Here is a 14891-nt window from a genome sequence, read left to right on the forward strand (position 1 = left end):
TTCAGTCTCTCCTCAGCTTGAGCAGGCCGCCTGTGGGCACCTCGACCATGCTCGCTCCCGCGTCGAACCGGAGCCTGCCGGCCCAGACGAGCGTCCCTCCGCAGTCGAGGACCTCGGCTTGTGCCTCGCCCTCGCCGTAGAGGACCACGCGGGGGTCGGGGTCGGCGTTGGCGATGAGCACCTCGCCCGTGCCCGGCACGTCCACGGCGAGGGGAGCGTAGCGGGCGATGATCGTGGTCTGCCCATCGTAGGCCCGCACGAGCGGATAGCCGTGTTCAGGCTGCGAGGGCTCCAGCACGCCCAACTGGAGCGTGTCGAGGTGGCGGCGGAAGACGCCGAGCCAGAACTCGATGGCGGCCAGCTGGTCGGGCCGCTGGGCCGCCAGGTCGACCGACACCTGCGGCACCGAGAACAGCGCGTTGATCAGGTGCACCGCCACCTGCTCGGCGGGCTCGTCGGGGTGCCAGAGGATCATGTCCGAGTGCACGGCGAGCGGTCCCGCGGTCAGCCGCAGGTCGATCGTGCGCTGCCGGTTCTCCTGCGGGCTGAGGGGGCAGTCGGCCGCTCGCACCATGTTCGCGTACGGCCACAGCCCGGGGCTCGTGTACGGCTGGCGGTGCTCGATCAGCACCTCGGGCCTGGTACGGCGCAGCCGGGCGTCGAGATCGTGCAGCAGCCGCCGCACCCCCTCGTCGACCTCCGCGCAGTCGGCGCCTTCGGAGGGAGCCGGATCGCCGCCCGGCGTGGCGAACCGGTCCACGAAGTCGATCTTCAAGCCGTCCATGCCCCAGAGCTCGACCGCCTGGGCGAGCTTGTCGATGAGGAACGCGCGCACCTCGGGGTGACGCGGGTCGAGCACCGCCGCGTCCATGTGGTCGAGGTAGCGCAGGAACCTGCCGTCGAAGCGTTCGAAGGCCCCGTTGTGCTTGCCGACGAACGGCAGGGCGTACCACAGCAGGTAGGCCATGTCGTTGCCCTGAACCTTGCGCACATGGCTCACGATGTCGGGGAACGCCTCCTGGTTGGGCTCCCAGTCGCCGCAGAAGGCGTACCCGCGGGCCCGGTCGGCGGTCTGCCAGCCGTCGTCCACGATGATCGTGTCGCAGCCGAGCCGCTTCGACAGCCTGGCCTGCAGCTCCACCGACTCGGCCGTGACCTCCTGGTGCATGCTGTACCAGGTGGAGTAGACCGGCAGCCTGGCCTGGCGCGGAGTCGGCGGCAGCTCGCGGCCCGCCTGCCACCACTCGGCCACGCCGGCCAGGGCCGCGGAGTACAGCCGGTCCGACAGGTCGAGCCTGATGCGCAGCCCGTCGCCCTGCAGGGTGAAGACGAACTCGCCGGTCTCCTCGATCAGCCCCCCGGTGAAGCTCACCGGTGCCACCGACTCGGCCAGCGCCGCCGTGCACACGTTGGTGCCCGCCGTACCGACCAGGCTCACCACGGGCGCGCCCACGGTCAGCCTGGCCGACATCGGCGCGTTCCAGATCGGCGGCACCCAGCGGGTGCCGCTGCCCGGCGTCCAGAAGGCGGCGGTCTTCACGCACGGCACCTTCCACTGCGCCGCCGTCGCCTCGGGCGCGTCGATCAGCCAGACGCCCTCGGCGACCGGCGTCACCGTGACGCCGGTGGTCCCCGCGACCGCCACCTCGACCTCGCCCGCGTGGACCACGGTCGTCTCGTCGAGCGCGTGCGGCTCCCAGATCTGCATGTCTATCCCTTCGTGGCACCGGCCAGCAGGCCGGAGATGAACTGTCGCTGGAGAACGAGGAAGAGGATCATCATGGGCAGCGAGGAGATCGCCGTGCCCACCATGACCTGGCCGAAGTCGGTCCTGGCCAGCCCCTGCAGCGTGGCCAGCGCGACGGGCAGCGTGTACATCTCGGGCGTGCGCAGCGCGATCAGCGGCCACAGGAAGTCGTTCCACGCGCCGAGGAACAGGAAGACCGCCAGCGCGGCCAGCACGGGGCGCATCACCGGGATCACCACCCGCCACAGCACCCGCAGCTCGCCGGCGCCGTCCACCCGCGCCGCGTCCAGCAGTTCGTCGGGTACGGCCAGCAGTGACTGCCGCATCAGGAAGATGCCGAACGGTACCGACAGGCTCGGCAGGATCAGCGCCGGATAGCTGTCGATCAGCCCGATGTCGTTCATCATCTCGAAGATCGGGATGATGGTGACGCCGCCGGGGATGACGAGCGTCGACAACAGCAGCACGAAGAACAGGTTGCGGCCCCTGAAGGTGAACTTGGCGAAGGCGTAGCCCGCCAGCAGCGACACCACGATCGCGCCCGCGGTCTGCACGACCGCCACGTACAGCGTGTTGCCCAGCACCTGCATGAGGCCGATCGACTCCTCCAGCTTGGCCGTGTTCGCGGCCAGCTGGTCGCCGGGGTAGAACTTCGGCGGCCAGGAGAAGATCTCGGCGTTGCCGTGCGTGGCGGCCATCGCCAGCCAGTAGAACGGGCCGACGCACAGCCCGAACACCACGGCCAGCGTGAAAGTCAGCGTCCAGCCCTTCATTTCTTCTGCAACCTCATCTGTGCGATGCCGAACACGGCCACGATCAACGTCAGGGCGTAGGCGATCGCCGCCGCGTAACCGAAGTCGAAGTAGCGGAAGCCGTTCTGGTACAGGTAAAGCGAGATCGTCAGTGTGGAGTTGTCGGGCCCGCCGCCGGTCAGCACGAACGGCTCGTCGAACAGCTGCAGCGTCCCGATCGTCGACAGCACGATGGTCAGCGCGAGGATCGGCCGCAGCTGCGGCACCGTGATCGACCAGAACCTGCGGACCGCGCCGGCGCCGTCGACCATCGCCGCCTCGTACAGCTCCTTGGGGATGCTCTGCAGGCCGGCCAGGTAGATCACCGCGTTGTAGCCGGTGTAGTGCCAGGTCAGCGCGATGACGATGGCGATGCGCGCCCAGAAGGGGCTGCCCAGCCAGTCGATCGGCGTCACGCCGAAGAGGCTGAGCATCCAGTTGAGCAGGCCCGAGTCCTTGCGCAGGATCACCGAGAACATCACGCCGTAGGCGACCAGGCCCGTCAGGCTCGGCATGAACACGCCGAGCCGCCACAGGCCGCGCAGCCGTAGGGAGGGGGAGTTGAGGCCGAGCGCCAGCAGCAGCGCGAGCAGCAGCATGATCGGCACCTGGACGACCAGGATGAGCCCCGTGTTCCAGAGCGAGGTCCAGAACAGCGGGTCGTTCACCAGCCGCACGTAGTTGTCGAGCCCGACGAAGCTGCGGGCCGCGCCCGCGCCGGTGGTCAGGCTGATGTACATCGCGGCGAGGATCGGATAGGCCTTGAAGACCAGGAAGCCGAGCAGCGCGGGCATGATCAGCAGGTAGGGGATGTTCCGCCTGGTGACGTACGACCGCCTGGTCCGCGCCCGCTCCCGCGGCCTGGACAGGGTGAGCGTCATCCGGCCAGCTTCCTGTTCGTCTGCTGGGACAGCAGCGTGGCGGCCTCGGTCAGCGCGGCGGCCGGGTCGGCGCCCTTGAGCAGCACCTTCGTCTGCGCGTCACTGGCGATCTTCAGAGCTCTGGCGTAGTCGCCGGAGTAGTAGGTGGCGTCGGCGCCCTCGGTGAGCGCGTCGACGAACGTCTTGAGCGCGGGCTGGTCGCCGAAGTACGGCTGGGGCGCGGTGAACCTCGGGTCGGAGTAGGCCGCGGTCAGCGCGGGGAAGACGCCGCCCTCCTTGAACACCTTGTTGATCACTTCGGGCTTGGTCAGCGCGTACTCCACGAACTTGTACGCCTCCTTCTGGTGCGGGCTGGTGCCCGACACCGCCAGGTGCGTGGAGTTGACGATCGCGGCGCGCTTGCCGCCGGGCGTCACGGCGGGCGGCTGCATCACGCGCCACAGGCCCTTCTGCTCCGGGCGCATCTCGGGGATGTAGCTGACCGCCCACGCCGCCCACGGCAGCACGGCCAGCTTGCCGCCGCTGATGAGCTGCTTGGCCGTGCCCTCGCCCGAGGTGTCGGCGACGATGCCGGCGTCGTTCATCTTCTTGATGAGCGTCATGGCCTGGACGGCGGGCGCGGAGGCGAGCGTGACCTCGCCCTCCTTGTTGAAGTAGAAGGCGCCCTGCTGCTGGAGCAGCGCCTGGTAGAAGTCCATGTCCACGCCGTTGGCGGCCGGCTTGTTGAGGCCGATGAGGAAGGCGCCGGTCTTCTCCTTGAGCTTCTTGCCTGCCTCGATCGCCTCGTCCCACGTGGTGACCTTCTCGGGGTCGACGCCGGCCTTGTCGAACAGGTCCTTGCGGTAGAAGAAGCCGACCGGGTTGACCTCCCACGGCATCGCGTAGACGCCGCCGTCCTTGCCCGTCACGGTCGGCCACAGGCCCTTGGCGAAGGCGTCCTTGTGGGAGTCGGCGCCCAGCTTGCGCAGGTCGGCCAGGCCGCCGGGGAACTTGTCCATGTAGCCGGGCAGGTAGTCGATGCCGATGTGCAGCACGTCGCCCAGGCCCTTGCCGCCCGCGGCCATGCCGATGGTGATCTTGTCCCAGATGGCGGGGTTGCCGACCGCCTGGACGGTGACCTTGATGTTCGGGTTGGCCTTCTCGAAGTCCTTGGCGACGGCGGCCAGGCCGTCGGAGGCGGGCTTCCACGACCAGACGGTGATCTTGACGGGGCCCGTCTGCTCCGGTTCCCCTGCGGTGCCGCAGGCCGCGGTGAGAGCGCCGGTGAGGAGGACGGCGAGGGCCGCGCGACGGTTGATCATTTCGTTCCTTTCGGGGGGTCAGGGCCTGCGTGCGGTACGCAGCCCCTCGGCCAGGCGATCCACGGCCTGGCTCGGGGTGGTGGCATGGGGGGACAGCCGGATCCAACGGCCGCGCAGGGTGGTGGCGAGCCCCGCTTTCGCGAGGGCGGCGTGGACGTCCACCGGGTCGTGCCCGGGCAGGCGGAGGCAGGCGATGCCGCCGCGCTCGGCGGGGATGAGTTCGTCGTGCGGGATCTCCGCGCCGGCGGCTCTGGCGGTGTCGAGCAGGGCGCCGAGCGTGTCGGCGATCTTCGCGGCGATCGTCTCGACGCCCACGGCGGTGACGAGGTCGAGGGCGGTGCCGAGGGAGCTGACGGCCGGATAGTCGGGGTTGGTCATGGCGTGCGCGTCCGCCCCGTCGAGCGGCTCGCGCGGATGGTCGTCGGCCGCCAGGGGGTCGCGGACGCCAGGCCACCCGCCGAGGCCGGGGAACAGCAGGTGGGCGACACGGTCACGGACCAGGAGGAGGGCCGCGCCCCATCCTGCCCTGAGCCATTTCTGGCCGCCGGAGGCGAGCACGTCGGCGGCCTCGAGCTCCAGCGGGACCGCGCCGAGACCCTGGATGGCGTCCACGACCAGGACCCTGTCCGGCCCGAGGACCTCCTTGAGCGCGCCGAGCGGCGGCCTGTGGCCGGTCAGGGCGTCCACCGCGCTGACCGTGAGGGCCCTGACGTCGGGGGTCAGGTGCGCGGCGACGTTCTCGGGGGTCACCCGGGGGGCGTCGATCCAGCGCACCCGCAGGCCTCCGCGGTCCTGGAACCGCAGCCACGGGTAGACGTTCGCGGGGAACTCGCCGCGCCGCACCAGCACCACGCCCTCGTCGCCCTCGTTCCCGCCCTCGCCGGTGGCGCAGGGACGGAAGGCGGCCGCGGTCGCGAACAGGGCGTGGCTGGTGGAGGTGGCGAAGCCGACCTCGTGCGGCGCGGCTCCCAGGAACAGGGCCGCGCCCGCGCGGACCGCCTCGGCCCGTGCCGACAGCACCTCCACCACCTGCTCGCCCCTGCTCAAGCGTGCCGCCTCGACGAGCGTCATGGCGACGTCGTGCGAGATCGGCCCGACTCGGGCGAAGTCGACGTAGCCGGGAAGCTCGTCGAATCGCGCCAGGTAGCGGGCGAGTTGAACGTTCATATCGTCTACTCGCCGCATGAGGGGCTCCAGGGGGGTGGGGGAGGTATGAACGTTCATATTAGGGTAAACCGGGCGCGCCGGGAAGACCCCCGGCGCGCCCGATCGTGCGGGGTCAGTACTCGGTGGTCAGCGTGACGCCGCTGAAGTCCGTCACGCCGTACAGGCTGACGTAGTTCCAGCTGTTCGGCGTGACGTCGGCCACCAGGCTCTCCGAGGTACCGGGCCCCGTGGATCCGGCGTCATGAGAAGTGCGGGTCGCCCATCCCGCCCGCCTGACGTACAGGTCGGCGTTGCCCGTGCCGCCCGAGGAGGTGACCTTGAGCCTGGTCACGCCCGCCGGGATCCACAGGTAGAAGTAGGCGTAGTTCTGGTTGGTGTGCCCGATGCCGGTGCGCCTGCAGTCCTCGCCCATGAGGCGCGGGTCGGCGCCGGTGCAGTCGGGCAGGGTGGGCGGCTCGGCGCACGCGCCCGCCGCGCACGCGGTCAGCCACGTCCTCCAGTCGGTCTCGTGGTCGAGCGAGCGCAGCATCGCGCCCGCCGCGCTCCAGTTCCCCGTCCTGTAGTGACCGAGCAGCGTGGCGACCTCGGCCCGCTGCCGCTCGAACATGTAGCGGACGGCGAGGTAGCCCCAGACGTAGATCCGGTTCTCGCCCTGGCCGTAGGCGGTGTCGAAGAGGTCGCGCAGCGTGTGGCTGTGCTTGCCCGCCTCGGTGTAGGCGGTGGTGTTGGGCAGGCCGCGGTAGGACCACGACACGTACTCGGCCAGGCCCTCGTTCCACCACACGACGGGCGTGGTCGGCGCGCCGAAGTTCCCGTACAGGTCGAAGCGGCCGTCGAGGTAGTGCGTGTACTCGTGGTTGAGGTTCCACACCGCGAAGTCGGGGCGCTCCCACGTCGCCTCGTAGGCGATGAAGCGCGCCTGGTTGCCCGCCGCGGCCGGGTCGCCTTCCAGGTACATGCCGCCGTTGTTGGTGTCGATGCCGTAGATCGGGCCCGCGTAGGTCCGGTAGTCGGCGCTGGAGTCGAAGACGACCACCTCCAGCGTGGTGTTGCCGTCGTCGGCGACGGGTCTGCCGCCGGAGTCGACCAGGTTGTGGAAGAAGGCGTCCTGGCCGGCCAGGCTCGCGCAGGTCGTGGCGAACTGCGCCGCGGTCATCTCCTGCGCCAGGATGCGAAGGGTCGGTCCGCAGGTGTGGGTGAGCGGCAGGGCCACCGCCTTCAGCCTGGCGGGAAGGTCGCACACGTCGTAGAAGGCGCAGTCAGCGGGAACGCTGTCGAAGGTGACGTCCGCGATGCCGATCCACAGCGGAGCGGTCCTGCCGGTCATCGAGTACTCCACCAGCATGGCCTTCACCATCGGCTTGACGGTCGGGACCAGCTCCGGGTGGGTGAGGAACCTGGCCAGCTCCCGCCCGGCGTTGACGGTCATGAAGGCGGAGTCGGTGCCGAGCAGGTCGAGATGGTCGGCGGCGAAGGCCTTCAGGGAGTGGAGCAGGCCGTTGTCGGCGGCGACGGCGGCGACGAAGTCGGGCCTCCAATGGCCGCGGAAGATCGTGTTGAACGCCTCGTAGACCGCGTTCCGCATCCACCACGAGGCGTTGTGGGCGCTGTCGTAGGAGTCGAGCAGGCGCTTCATGACCGGGATGTAGCGGGCGTTCTCTCCCGAGCTCGCGGTCAGGATGACCGCCTCGGTGAGCACCTCTCCGTTGGCGTCGGAGACGGTCCTGGAGGCCGGCGCGGCGAAGAAGGCGTCGAGTCCCGCCCGTACCGGCACCTGCAGGCTCTCGGTGTACGGCCCGACCGCGTCCTCGTTGTACCACTGCACGTAGTAGCCGGCGCGCAGGTAGAGCACGATCTGCTCGACGGAGGTGGAGTTGTCGCCGGGGTAGGAGGGCGCGGCGCCGCGCAGGGCGTCCGCCACGGTGATCATCTGCGATTCCCTGAAGGCGCCGCGGGCGTCGGCGCCGGTCAGCGTGAACAGCGTGTTGACGCACGAGACCTGCGCCGCCTTGATCGCGGCCACGAGCGCGTCGCCCGTCCTGGTGGTGAAGTCGGTGACGTCGCAGGCCGCCGCCTTGGCGGAGCGCGCGGAGGGGCGCGGGCGCGTGCGCTCTGTCGCGGCGGGGTCGTCGTAGTCGCGCCTGCTCTCCTTCCGGGGTTCGGCGAGCGGCGGAAGCTCGGTGGCGGGCAGCGGCTCGGCCTGCCGGTGCGGGCGGGCGGCCGAGTCGTCTCCGGCGGGCGGCGGCCGGTCGCCCGACGGGGCCCGGCCCGACGTCGCCGCGGCCTGCGCGGGGCCCGCGGCGTCCGTGGGGCTCACGGCGTCCGCGGCGGCGGTGGGGCTTCCTGTGCGCGCGGCCGGTTCGGAGGTTGAGGTGTGCGCGGCTGGTTCGGAGGTTGCGGTGCGTTCGGTCGTGGCGGCGCCCGCGGAGGGCGGGGCCGCCGCGGATAACTCGAGGGAGGCGGCGTGGGAGGCAGGGGCGAGGCCGCCCGCTCCGAGGGTGAGCGTCAGGGCCACGACAGCCGCTTTCAGCAGGGACTTCGCGATTCTCATCGCTACTCCTGGGGGTGGAGCGCGGTAGGGCCGGGCCCCCGAACATCCGGCCGGCCGCGATGGGCTACGTGATGTGTAACATGTCACACCCTTCGCCGGGTGGCAAGACGCTACTATCTGAACGTTCATATGCGTCCGAGCTCGCGCTCGGCGACGACGTCGCGGCCGGCCTCGGCACGCACGTCAAGACGGTCAGGCTCGTACTGCTGCTCACCGGCGACCTCGTCGCCCCCTAAAATCCCCGGGGCCGGACTGCCGGTCGGCGTCACGCTCTTGTCATCGAAGGCCGAGCGGGTCAAGTGCTCCGTCTCATCGCGAGCATGACCCAGATCTCCCATGATGACGGCTGGTCACAGGCGGGCGGTCCACTCGTGGCTCGTGAGGACGTCGGCACCCCTGGCCGGGAAGACGCGGTTGATCAAGAAGTCGTGCACGTCCGGCTCCTCGTCGGCGCAGGCGTCGCTGAGCACGGTCACGCGATAGTCCCGATCGGCGGCGTCGTAGAGCGTGGCGGCGACCATAGCCCCGGTCGCAACACCGGTCAGCACGATCGAGTCGATGCGCTGGGCGCGCAGAAGCAGATCGAGGTCGGTCGCCGCGAACGCGCTGGCGCGGCGCTTGACGACGACGGACTCACCCGGCAACGGCTCGATGCGCGAGTGCACGAGCGTCTCAGGGGATTCTTCGTGGAACAGTGTCCCCGCCCCGTGCAGGGAGCTGATCAACTGGTTTCCCGCTGACACATCAAGGCCTGAGGCCCGGACCCCGAAACGTATGAAGATCACCGGAATTCCGGAGGCTCTGGCCGCGGGGACAACCCTCTCCATGACGGGAAGCACGCCGGCGGCGAAGGGATAGTTGTCCACGATGCCGGCCTGCAGGTCGCCGACGATGAGCGCGGTGGTGGTCATACGCCTTCCTTGTCTGTACGGCGTGCCGTCGGCCATCCTCCACGGTGGCATCCTTGGCGTGGTTGTCGTCGATCAAGTACGACAATAGTGGGACAGATTCGCGTATGGGTCATTGGTCGCGGCGCATGGCGGCTTGGGCCGTAGGCCGCACTATCGGGCTCTATGTCCACCACGACCAGCCCCCTGACTCGCTCACACCTCGATGGCGCGAGCTCAAGGCATCCCTGGTCGCACGGACTCGGGCGGAGGGCCTTGTAGATCATTGAGCGACTGGCGCCAAGCAGCTCGGCTCGGCCGCTGAGCGGACGTGCTTTCTCCGATCCGGGGGACGCCGTTTGTGAAGGGTGTCAGGGGGTCTTGGTGACCGGGGGCGGGGCCCAAGTGCCGTCCACGACGCTTTGCTCGGGCCAGTACATGCGCAGGATGAGGTTGAACCCTCCGGCCGGGGCAGGCAGCCAGTTGGGTTGCATGTCGGAGGGGGCGTCGTGCTGGATGTAGAGATCCACCGACCCGTCGGGATCGGCGGTGGGTTTCGCGACATGGCCGATCTCGTATCGGTTGATCGGATTGTCGACCAGGAAACCGGTGGGGTCGTACATCGTCAGCGACCAGAACGCGTTGGCCGGAGGCAACTGGCCGGCAGGGAAGTGGATGGTGTAGTTGTTCGCGCCGTTGAGCGGCTGGCCCTGGCCGTCGACGAAGGCGATCGGGTAGATGGCGTCTTGGGGCAGGTTCGCGCCGAGTCCTTGCCATGCGATGGCGGCGCGCCGCAGGTAGTCGGTGCCGTAGCTGCCCAGATTGGTGGCGACTTGCCAGCCGTTGACGTTCTCGCCTATCGCGGCGACGGCGGCCTTGATCTGCTCCTGGGCTGCGGGGACCGCTGCGTGCAGGGCCTGCGCGGTGGTCGAATCGACGGCGTTGATGTCGAATGGCTGTCCCGGCTGGATGTTCAGCTGGGCGAGTGTGACTGCCATGGGCTTGTCCGCGGCTGTCGGGGAGTCGGTCCGCATTGCGGCTGCCAGCTGGGAGAAGAACGTCTGGGCGTCCATCTGCTCGACCTGCCGGGGCGGTGACGCCATCGCGATGCCGGGATCGACTTTGCCGGCCGGGGGCGTGTAGGCGCCGCGCCCGTAGGCGCTGAGCGGCTGGAGGGTGTACTGATCCACGAGCTCCGCCACGGCGGGCAGGTCGGATGGGCCGTCGAGCTGGGTGCGGCCAATGATCCAGACCGTGTCGGTCGGGGATGTGAGCTGTTCGACGCCGTCTGGCAGGGTGCCGTTCCAGTTCGGGCCGGTGATGGCGAAGTCGCCCTCGCCGGTGCCGGTGGTCCGTGTCCCGGGTGAGGCGAACACATTGGTCCAGGCGTCCAGCATGGGCATGAGGTAGTACCGGCCGCGGGTGTCGGGCAGGTGCAGCACCATGGGCTCCTGGGCCAGATCCAGCCACGCGGACGTGTAGAGCGTGTCGAGGTTGGGTGAGACGACCTGCTTGAAACCGGGGTCGGGGAGGGCGTTCGCCTTTGCGAACTGATTGACGGGCGCTCTAAGGGTGACGGGGTCGGGTTCCTCGACGTTGGTCAAGAATTGTCTGGTGGTCTCCATCAGCACCAGTGGATAGCCGTAGATGTATGCCTGGACGGCGTTCTGATGAACATCCTGGCTCGCGGCTTCCATGGCGCTCCTCCCGGAACGGGGCTTCAGGATCCTTCGACACGCGTCGCCTATCAGTCTCTGGCTCCCGCAAGAGGGCAGAAAGCATCGATGCGTAAATATCGACCAAGAGATCGTTCACCCTGGCCCGCACCCGGAGTCCAACTGTCGCCCGACGGACCGGTACCGCGCCAAGCGCTCCCCAGCACGCCGGCGAAGATCAGGATCACGCCCGAGACCACGGCGTGGATTCCTCTGTTCGGGGCGAACTTCGCCACCGCCACACGCGGGTCACACCTGTGCTGGATCGGTATACGCTGCGCCTGCTCACCAGGCAGGATGCGCGCTGCCCGCTCTGCGGAGACCACCTGCTGACCGCCGACCAGCCACCCGAGTCCCCCGATCAATGGACACGCTGGTGGCAGCACGTCGCTCGGCGCGCGATAACAGCCGACTATCTCGTATGTCGGTCCACCGGAAGACGTGCACAGGCATGTACACGTAACCGTGCAAGCCTGGTTGCGCCGACGAGCGCCTGGTTGGGTGTGGTGGGCCGAGGTCACCCGCTGTTCGTGGCGCCGGCAGGGGTGCACTCGAGTCGAAGCCTCGCCTGGAGGGTTGCCTTTGGCGCTGATCCGCGCCAAAGGCGGCTGCCGACCTTTGTCCGCCTTTCGCCAGGACGGGCATGAGTCGCTCGCCTACTCCGGTCCAGACGCGCTGGTCATGCCGGCCGCGGGCCGGCCCGGCCGACTCCACGGCGGCGGCTCGGCGAGGGCGCGCAGCGCTTCACGGGAGTTGCGCCCCGCCCCGGTTGAGACCTCGGCGCCGTCCTGATCGCGGGCGACGGCCACGACGAGGCCTTCCACGAAATCGTGAGAGAGGGCAATGGTGTGGCCGCCGACCAGCAACGCATCGGCGGCCGGATGGTCCGAGGGAGCGGCTCTGCCCAGCAAGACATGGGCCGCGACCAGGCCGGCGACCGGGGAGCGGTGGCGGCCCAGCAGCACGGGCTCCCCGTGCGGGTCGGCGACCTGGCGTACGAGGTCGCCGAGCTTGGACCGCGCCGTCGACACCGGCACGAGGGGCAGGCCGCTCCACACCCCGCCCACCTTCGACAGCGGCACCAGCCCGGCCCACTGCCAGCGCTCTCGGGTGATCATGACAGTGCTGCCATTCCTGGCCTCCTCCACGAGCGAGGCCCAGCGGGCGCGGGCGTCCTCGACGGAGTAGGGGACACCGAGCAGCGCCACGTGTTCGTCGTACGACAGCCGTTCCGTGTTGATCATCCGGAGATCGTAAGGCGCCTTACGGAATTTCTCAAGGCACATGACAAATATGGCGATGTGCGGCCGTGGCCGGCGCCGTCTACTCACCGCGGCGCCGGGCACACCGTCACCGCCCTCGCCCTCCCCCCGCACTGGACCACCGGCCGGGCGGATGCGGGACTCCTCCCTGACCTCGTCATGATCCGCCCAAGGTGATGGGCGCGGCCCTGGCGCTGTCACGGGACAACCGGGGCCTGCTGTCACTTTCGCGGGTCACGAGCCTATAATCGAACACATGTTTCAGGCTTCGTTGCTCGACTGCTTCTCCTCGGACGGTCCAGGACCGCTCGGGTCCACGGTCAGGCGCGTCGACCTGGGTCGCGGCGCCTGGATCGACCTCAGGCCCGGCTGGATCGGCGGCGCCGACGCCCTGCTCGACCGGCTGATCGCCGGAGTGCGCTGGCGCGCCGAGCGCCGACACATGTACGACCGGGTGGTCGACGTGCCCCGGCTGCTCGCCTTCTACGAGGAGGGCGAGCCGCTGCCCGAGCCGATGCTGGAGGAGGCCAGGGCGGCGCTCGACGAGCACTACGGCGCCGAGCTGGGCGAGCCGTTCGTCACGGCGGGCCTGTGCTTCTACCGCGACGGCCGCGACAGCGTGGCCTGGCACGGCGACACGATCGGCAGGGGGAGCACCGAGGACACCATGGTGGCCATCGTCTCGGTGGGCGCTCCCCGCGCCCTAATGCTGCGCCCCCGCGACGGCGGAGGCGCGACGGTCCGGCACGAGCTGGGTCACGGCGACCTCATCGTCATGGGCGGCAGCTGCCAGCGCACCTGGGAACACGCGATCCCCAAGACGGCGCGTCCCGTCGGCCCCCGCGTCAGCATCCAGTTCAGGCCTCGCGGCGTCCGCTGACCACCGCCCCCGGCCGGAGCCGCCCACCGGGCCGATCAGTAGGCTCGGCCTGTGTCGCACTCTCTCGCCGACGGCTGGACCGGGCTGGTGGGGCCGTCTCACGCGGCCGGGGCCGTAGGGGCCGAGCTGCTCGCCAGGTGGGCCGAGCCGCACCGCAGGTACCACACCCCCGACCATCTGCGCGCGGTCCTCGCCGCGATCGACACGCTGGCGCCGGTGGCCGCCGACCTCGACGCGGTACGGCTGGCCGCGTGGTTCCACGACGCGGTCTACGAGGGCAGGGCGGGCTCGGACGAGGAGCGCAGCGCCCAGCTCGCCCTGTCCCGCCTGCCGAGGTGCGGCGTGCCGGGGGAGCGGGTCGCCGAGGTGGCCAGGCTCGTCCGCCTCACCGCCACCCACGACCCCGACTACACCGCGGCCGGGCCGGCGCAGGACGCGGGCGCGGCGTCAGGGCGGACCGCGGGCACGGCGTCAGGGCGGGACGCGGGCGCGATGTCAGGGCGGGACGCGAACGGCGCCGTGCTGTGCGACGCCGACCTGGCCGTGCTGGCGGGCGATGCCTACCCGGCCTACGCGAGTGCCGTCAGGCGGGAGTACGCCCACGTCCCCGACGAGCTGTTCAGGCAGGGCAGGGCGCAGATGCTGCGGCGGCTGCTCGCCGCGCCGCGCCTGTACCGCACGGCGCTCGCCCACGAGCTGTGGGAGGGGAAGGCCCGCGCGAACATGGCCGCCGAGCTGGCGGCTCTCGAAAGCTGACCAGCGGCCCCGGTCAGCGGAGTTTGCGGCGGCGCAGTCCCGCGGCGATCAGGCGGGCGAGCAGTTCCCGCGAGGTGACGGGCTCGGCGCCCATGGCGACGGCGCGCGAGTGCACGGTCTCGGGCACGTCGTAGTGGTCCCGGTCGAACGCCCGTTCCGGCACTCCCAGCCGCAGCGCGAACGCGTGCAGTTCCTCCAGCGAGGTGTCGCTGACCAGGTGGGACCACAGCAAGCCTCGGGGGCCGGGCCAGTTGGGGGGATCGATCAGCACGGTCACGCCGACAAGCGTAGAACCATCGGGAACCATCCCATGAGGGGGCTCTCGGGGACGATCGGCATCAACCGATCGGTTGATGGGAGGTTCATCCGGATCCCTGATGGAGCGGGGCGCGCCGGACGGCAACCTTAAATCAGTCAAGCCGTTCCGACCTGGAGAAACGACACCATGAAGATCCGTACCCGCCTGGTCGCTGGAGCCGTCGCCGCCCTCGCTCTCACCAGTGGCGTCGCCACCGTCCAGGTCGCCCAGGCCGCCGCGGCCGGCCCGGCCGTCGTCGAGACCAAGGTGCTGTCCGCCGAAGCCGCCCTGAGGATCGCCGACGCGGTGCAGAAGGAGGCGGCCAAGCAGAAGCAGCGCGTGACGGTGGCGATCGTGGACCGCTCGGGCGCGACCCGCCTGATCCTCAAGGGCGACGGCGCCGGCCCGCAGACGGAGGAGTCGGCCAGGCGCAAGGCGTTCACCGCGGTCTCGTTCGGTCAGGCGACCAGCGCGCTGTCGAAGAACCAGGCGCTGGCGGCCATCCCCGGCACGCTGCTGCTGGCCGGTGGCATCCCCGTGGCCGTCGACGGCGCCCCGATCGCGGGCATCGGCGTCGGGGGCGCGCCCTCCGGCGACATCGACGAGGCCCTCGCGCAGGCCGGCCTGAAGGCCGTCCAGGGCCTCGGCTGACGGT

14 protein-coding genes are annotated in these 14891 nt (G+C 70.0%); 4 read left to right on the plus strand and 10 right to left on the minus strand.

Features of this window, described 5'->3' with window-relative positions:
• Nucleotide 1 precedes the first annotated feature (1 nt).
• From AC3EO4_RS15630 to AC3EO4_RS15655, 6 genes are all read right to left on the minus strand, one after another.
• Nucleotides 2-1708, minus strand: a complete 1707-nt coding sequence (locus AC3EO4_RS15630; protein WP_431896197.1) for a glycoside hydrolase family 36 protein — start codon at nucleotides 1706-1708, stop codon at nucleotides 2-4.
• Between the two features lie 2 nt (nucleotides 1709-1710).
• Nucleotides 1711-2520, minus strand: coding sequence for a carbohydrate ABC transporter permease (locus AC3EO4_RS15635; protein WP_379573748.1), 810 nt, complete (start codon nucleotides 2518-2520; stop codon nucleotides 1711-1713).
• Complete coding sequence (locus AC3EO4_RS15640) at nucleotides 2517-3419, minus strand: carbohydrate ABC transporter permease (protein ID WP_379573749.1); 903 nt, start codon at nucleotides 3417-3419, stop codon at nucleotides 2517-2519. The genes AC3EO4_RS15635 and AC3EO4_RS15640 overlap by 4 nt, the downstream gene beginning before the upstream one ends.
• A complete protein-coding gene (locus tag AC3EO4_RS15645) occupies nucleotides 3416-4720 on the minus strand; it encodes an ABC transporter substrate-binding protein (RefSeq protein ID WP_431896198.1) in 1305 nt (434 codons plus the stop codon). Before AC3EO4_RS15645 ends, AC3EO4_RS15640 begins: the two co-directional genes overlap by 4 nt.
• An 18-nt stretch (nucleotides 4721-4738) precedes the next feature.
• Complete coding sequence (locus AC3EO4_RS15650; RefSeq protein ID WP_431896199.1) at nucleotides 4739-5887, minus strand: aminotransferase class V-fold PLP-dependent enzyme; 1149 nt, start codon at nucleotides 5885-5887, stop codon at nucleotides 4739-4741.
• A 112-nt stretch (nucleotides 5888-5999) separates the two neighbouring features.
• Nucleotides 6000-8438, minus strand: a complete 2439-nt coding sequence (locus AC3EO4_RS15655; RefSeq protein ID WP_431896201.1) for a M9 family metallopeptidase — start codon at nucleotides 8436-8438, stop codon at nucleotides 6000-6002.
• An 80-nt stretch (nucleotides 8439-8518) separates the two neighbouring features.
• Between AC3EO4_RS15655 and AC3EO4_RS15660 the strand changes: the two genes are divergently transcribed.
• On the plus strand, nucleotides 8519-8674 hold the full coding sequence (locus AC3EO4_RS15660; RefSeq protein ID WP_431896202.1) for a hypothetical protein: 156 nt from the start codon (nucleotides 8519-8521) through the stop codon (nucleotides 8672-8674).
• A 114-nt stretch (nucleotides 8675-8788) separates the two neighbouring features.
• On the opposite strand, the gene AC3EO4_RS15665 is transcribed toward AC3EO4_RS15660, so the two are convergent.
• The 3 genes from AC3EO4_RS15665 to AC3EO4_RS15675 all read right to left on the minus strand — a co-directional run bounded on the left by AC3EO4_RS15665 (nucleotide 8789) and on the right by AC3EO4_RS15675 (nucleotide 12284).
• Nucleotides 8789-9349: a cysteine hydrolase family protein gene (locus AC3EO4_RS15665; protein ID WP_431896203.1), complete on the minus strand. Its 561-nt coding sequence runs from the start codon at nucleotides 9347-9349 to the stop codon at nucleotides 8789-8791.
• A gap of 347 nt (nucleotides 9350-9696) precedes the next feature.
• Nucleotides 9697-11022: a DUF1254 domain-containing protein gene (locus AC3EO4_RS15670; protein WP_431896205.1), complete on the minus strand. Its 1326-nt coding sequence runs from the start codon at nucleotides 11020-11022 to the stop codon at nucleotides 9697-9699.
• A 674-nt stretch (nucleotides 11023-11696) separates the two neighbouring features.
• Nucleotides 11697-12284, minus strand: coding sequence for a type II toxin-antitoxin system Phd/YefM family antitoxin (locus AC3EO4_RS15675; RefSeq protein WP_431896207.1), 588 nt, complete (start codon nucleotides 12282-12284; stop codon nucleotides 11697-11699).
• A gap of 274 nt (nucleotides 12285-12558) precedes the next feature.
• Here AC3EO4_RS15675 and AC3EO4_RS15680 point away from each other — a divergent pair, with 274 nt between their 5' ends.
• Both AC3EO4_RS15680 and AC3EO4_RS15685 read left to right on the plus strand, forming a co-directional pair.
• Nucleotides 12559-13182 carry an alpha-ketoglutarate-dependent dioxygenase AlkB gene (locus AC3EO4_RS15680; protein WP_431896208.1) on the plus strand — a complete coding sequence of 208 codons (624 nt, stop codon included), beginning with the start codon at nucleotides 12559-12561 and terminating at the stop codon, nucleotides 13180-13182.
• 51 nt (nucleotides 13183-13233) lie between these two features.
• Nucleotides 13234-13938: an HD domain-containing protein gene (locus AC3EO4_RS15685; protein ID WP_431896210.1), complete on the plus strand. Its 705-nt coding sequence runs from the start codon at nucleotides 13234-13236 to the stop codon at nucleotides 13936-13938.
• A 13-nt stretch (nucleotides 13939-13951) separates the two neighbouring features.
• Here AC3EO4_RS15685 and AC3EO4_RS15690 read toward each other — a convergent pair whose 3' ends face one another.
• On the minus strand, nucleotides 13952-14215 hold the full coding sequence (locus AC3EO4_RS15690) for a DUF4031 domain-containing protein (RefSeq protein WP_431896211.1): 264 nt from the start codon (nucleotides 14213-14215) through the stop codon (nucleotides 13952-13954).
• A gap of 168 nt (nucleotides 14216-14383) precedes the next feature.
• Here AC3EO4_RS15690 and AC3EO4_RS15695 point away from each other — a divergent pair, with 168 nt between their 5' ends.
• The gene (locus tag AC3EO4_RS15695) at nucleotides 14384-14887 is read left to right on the plus strand and encodes a GlcG/HbpS family heme-binding protein (protein ID WP_379573760.1); all 504 of its coding nucleotides are present in this window, start codon (nucleotides 14384-14386) and stop codon (nucleotides 14885-14887) included.
• Nucleotides 14888-14891 lie beyond the last annotated feature (4 nt).

The sequence above is a fragment of the Nonomuraea sp. bgisy101 genome (genome assembly GCF_057708945.1).